The following is a 3,914-nucleotide window of genomic DNA, read 5'->3' as shown; positions in this document are numbered from 1 at the left end:
GCCCTACCCGCCGTATCCGCCGCCCGGTGCACCGGCACCGGAGGCAGGCCGGCCCGCCGACCCTCCTGGTAGCGACCCGAGCCCCTCCAACCCGTCGACACACGGCTGACACGAACGGAGTTCTGCGATGGTGCGGCCGAATTCTCACTCCGCGACCCTGAACGGACGAGTCTTCGACCAACCGCGCGCCGAAGCGGCTGTCCGCGAGTTGCTCTATGCGATCGGAGAAGACCCGGACCGGCACGGGTTGGTGGACACGCCGGCGCGCGTCGCCCGCAGCTACCAGGAGATGTTCGCCGGCCTGTACACCGATCCGGATACCGTGCTGGACACGACTTTTGACGAACAACACGATGAGTTGGTGTTGGTCAAAGAGATCCCGCTGTATTCCACCTGCGAGCACCATCTCGTCGCATTTCACGGTGTTGCTCATGTCGGCTACATCCCCGGCCACGACGGACGGGTCACGGGTTTGTCCAAGATCGCCCGGCTGGTCGACCTGTACGCCAAGCGGCCGCAAATCCAGGAGCGGCTCACCGCGCAGATCGCCGATGCCCTGATGCGCAAACTGGACCCGCGTGGAGTCATGGTCATCGTGGAAGCCGAACATCTCTGCATGTCCATGCGCGGCGTCCGCAAACCAGGCGCCGTCACCACGACATCGGCCGTGCGTGGCCAGTTCAAGTCCGACAACGCACTTCGAGCCGAGGCGCTCGAACTGATCCTGCGCAAGTGAGCACGACGCACGTCCAAGTCATGGGGGTGGTGAACGTCACCGACGACTCGTTCTCGGATGGCGGGCATTATCTCGATGCTGATCGTGCCGTCGAGCAGGGCCTGGCGTTGGCCGCCGAGGGGGCGTCGATCATCGACGTCGGGGGCGAGTCGACTCGCCCGGGTGCGGTCCGCGTCGATCCGCGAGTCGAGACGGCTCGTGTTGTCCCCGTCGTCAAAGAGCTTGCATCACAAGGAATTACCGTCAGCGTCGACACGATGCACGCTGGCGTGGCGCGTGCCGCGCTGGAAAGTGGCGCATCGATGGTCAACGACGTGTCGGGCGGGCGCGCGGACGCCGCCATGGCGGGTCTACTCGTTGAGGCCGATGTGCCGTGGGTGTTGATGCACTGGCGTTCGGTATCGACCGATCGGCCACATCAGTTGCCGGCATATCGCGACGTGGTGGCCGAAGTACGCGCCGAACTCATGGCCTGCGTCGAGGGGGCGGTCGCCGCAGGAGTCAACCCGTCGAGGCTGATCGTCGACCCCGGTCTGGGATTCGCCAAGTCCGGCCAAGATAATTGGGCGTTGCTGCACGCGCTGCCGGAGTTGGTGGCCAGTGGCATCCCGGTGCTGGTCGGAGCGTCGCGCAAGCGCTTTCTCGGTAGCCTGTTGGCTGGCCCGGACGGTGCGGCGCGGCCGCCGGATGGCCGTGAGACGGCAACCGCGGTGGTGTCGGCGCTGGCCGCGTTGCATGGCGCGTGGGGAGTGCGGGTACATGATGTGCGAGCATCGGTCGATGCCGTCAAAGTCGTCGAGGCGTGGACGCGAGCGGGGGCGGTAGGATCCGATGGCTGATCGAATCGAGTTGCGCGGCTTGACCGTTCGCGGCCACCATGGAGTATTCGACCATGAGCGCGCCAGCGGACAGGATTTCGTCGTCGACGTCACCGTCTGGATCGACCTGGCGGACGCGGCGGCCAGCGACGACCTGGCCGACACCTACGACTACGGCGTGCTGGCCGAGCGTGCGGCCGCCGTCATCGCCGGCCCGGCCCGCAATTTGATCGAAACTGTCGCCGGCGAGATCGCCGAGGACATCATGCAAGACACACGAGTGCACGCAGCGGAGGTGACAGTGCACAAGCCGCAAGCTCCGATTCCGCAGAGCTTCGACGATGTAGCCGTGGTGGCCCGCCGGTCACGGCGCGGCGGACGGGGTCAGGTGGTCCCGGCGGGAGGTGCCCTATGACCCGCGTCGTCTTGTCCATCGGCTCGAACCTCGGCGACCGTCAGGCCCGGCTTCAGTCGGTGCTCGACCGGTTGGGGGACACCGTGCAGGCGGTGTCCCCGGTGTACGAGACGGCGGCCTGGGGCGGCGTCGAGCAGGGCCCGTTTCTCAACGCGGTGCTGATCGCCGACGACCCGACCCTCGACGGACACGGCTGGTTGCGCCTCGCCCAGGAAATGGAGGTCGCCGCGGATCGCGTGCGTGGGCAGCGGTGGGGCCCGCGGACCCTCGACGTCGACCTGGTCAGCTGCTATCTGACGTCGCTGGATGGGGATGGCGAGCTGTTCTCCCTGGACGACGGCCTGACCCTGCCGCATCCGCTGGCCCACCTGCGCGCGTTCGTGCTGATTCCGTGGCTTGCCGTGGACCCCCACGCGACGTTGACGGTGGCGGGCGAGAAGCAGTTGGTGGCCAAGCTGCTCACCGAGCTGGATGCGGCCGATCGCTCCGGCGTCCGGCCCACCGATGTGGTGCTCGAGCCGCGCGCGTCGGAAAGCTGATGGGCCCCACCCGGAAACGGGACCTGACCGCCGCGGTGCTCGGCACGGCGGCGGCGGGATACCTGCTTGTTGTGCTGCTCTACCGGTGGTTTCCGCCGATCACGATCTGGACGGGTCTGTCGCTGTTTGTGGTCGGCGTGGCCGAGGCCGGGTGGGCGCGCTACGTGCGAACCAAGATCGGCGACGGTGAGATCGGCGACGGACCCGGTTGGCTGCACCCCCTCGCGGTGGCGCGCAGCCTGGTCGTCGCCAAGGCGTCGGCCTGGGTAGGAGCGCTGGCGCTGGGCTGGTGGGTCGGCGTGCTGGTGTACATCGTGCCCCGGCGGTCATGGCTCAGGGTGGCGAGCGAAGACACTGTCGGGACGGCGGTCGCGGCCCTCAGCGCGCTGGCTCTGGTGATTGCTGGGCTGTGGTTGCAACACTGCTGCAAATCGCCAGCGGATCCGACCGAGAACGGTGAGGGCGCGGAGGGTTAGCTCGGGCCGCTACGGCCGATTAGTCCAGGTGAGAAACGCCGGAGCACGGCGACACGCGGAGTGAGCTCGGGCCGGTACATTTGGGCCATGACCGATCTGTCCCGCGGCGCCCGGGTGCGGCGCGGCGGCCGCAGACCGGGTTGGGTGCTGTTGACCACGTTGCTGGTCTTGGCAATCGGTGCCAGTTCTGCGCTGGTTTTTACCAGCAAGGTGGAGCTCCTCAAGTTCGCCGTGATCCTCGCTTTGTGGGCCGCCGTCGTCGCGGCGTTCGTCTCGGTGATCTACCGGCGGCAAAGCGACGTGGATCAGGCCCGGGCGCGGGACCTGAAGCTGGTCTACGACCTGCAACTGGACCGGGAGATCTCCGCGCGCCGCGAGTATGAGCTCACCGTCGAATCCCAGTTGCGCCGAGAGCTGGCCAGCGAGTTGCGCGCACAGGCTTCCGACGAGGTGTCGGAGCTGCGGGCAGAGCTGGCCGCGCTGCGCACCAACCTGGAGATTCTGTTCGACGCCGAGCTCAGCGAGCGCCCGGCGCTGGAGAGTGAACGCAAGCCCGTACGGGGCTACAGCGAATGGGACCGCGACAACGAGAGCGCCCGCGAGCGGATCAACCGGGTCGCGTCGGTGCGGGCCGAAGAGCCGTCCCGGCGCACCGACGACTCGATCATCGACGTGCACGAGGAGCCGCTGGTTCCTACTCCGCCAAGGCAGCAGGCGGCGGAGAGCTATCAGCAGGCATACGCCCAGCAGCAGCCGCCCGCCGAGGCGTATCCGGCGCCACGGCAAAACCGGGCGCCCGAGGCGCAGCAGGCACCGGAGCCAGAACGCGGCGTCCATTGGCGCCAGAGCGACGACGCCGGACAGTCGGGCGCGTGGGCCGCGCCGGCGCCACCTGCACCCGCGGCCGAGCGTCCGCAGGAAGGTCAAGGC

6 protein-coding genes are annotated in these 3,914 nt (G+C 68.1%); all 6 read left to right on the top strand.

Annotated elements, in window-relative coordinates:
* The first annotated feature begins 127 nt into the window (after nucleotides 1-127).
* Nucleotides 128-736, top strand: coding sequence for a GTP cyclohydrolase I FolE (gene folE / locus WAN02_RS29305; protein ID WP_422268893.1), 609 nt, complete (start codon nucleotides 128-130; stop codon nucleotides 734-736).
* Complete coding sequence (gene folP, locus WAN02_RS29300) at nucleotides 733-1,575, top strand: dihydropteroate synthase (protein WP_422268892.1); 843 nt, start codon at nucleotides 733-735, stop codon at nucleotides 1,573-1,575. Before folE ends, folP begins: the two co-directional genes overlap by 4 nt.
* Complete coding sequence (folB, locus tag WAN02_RS29295; RefSeq protein ID WP_422268891.1) at nucleotides 1,568-1,969, top strand: dihydroneopterin aldolase; 402 nt, start codon at nucleotides 1,568-1,570, stop codon at nucleotides 1,967-1,969. The genes folP and folB overlap by 8 nt, the downstream gene beginning before the upstream one ends.
* The gene (folK, locus tag WAN02_RS29290; RefSeq protein ID WP_422268890.1) at nucleotides 1,966-2,508 is read left to right on the top strand and encodes a 2-amino-4-hydroxy-6-hydroxymethyldihydropteridine diphosphokinase; all 543 of its coding nucleotides are present in this window, start codon (nucleotides 1,966-1,968) and stop codon (nucleotides 2,506-2,508) included. The genes folB and folK overlap by 4 nt, the downstream gene beginning before the upstream one ends.
* Nucleotides 2,508-2,984, top strand: a complete 477-nt coding sequence (locus WAN02_RS29285) for a DUF3180 domain-containing protein (protein ID WP_422268889.1) — start codon at nucleotides 2,508-2,510, stop codon at nucleotides 2,982-2,984. Before folK ends, WAN02_RS29285 begins: the two co-directional genes overlap by 1 nt.
* Before the next feature lie 87 nt (nucleotides 2,985-3,071).
* The coding region (locus tag WAN02_RS29280; RefSeq protein ID WP_422268888.1) for a DUF6779 domain-containing protein at nucleotides 3,072-3,914 on the top strand (843 nt) is incomplete at its 3' end.

The organism is Mycobacterium sp., from assembly GCF_049281135.1.
Taxonomy (GTDB): domain Bacteria; phylum Actinomycetota; class Actinomycetes; order Mycobacteriales; family Mycobacteriaceae; genus Mycobacterium.
The sequence above is the reverse complement of the archived record's forward strand: the minus strand, read 5'-3'. Positions and strand labels throughout refer to the sequence as shown.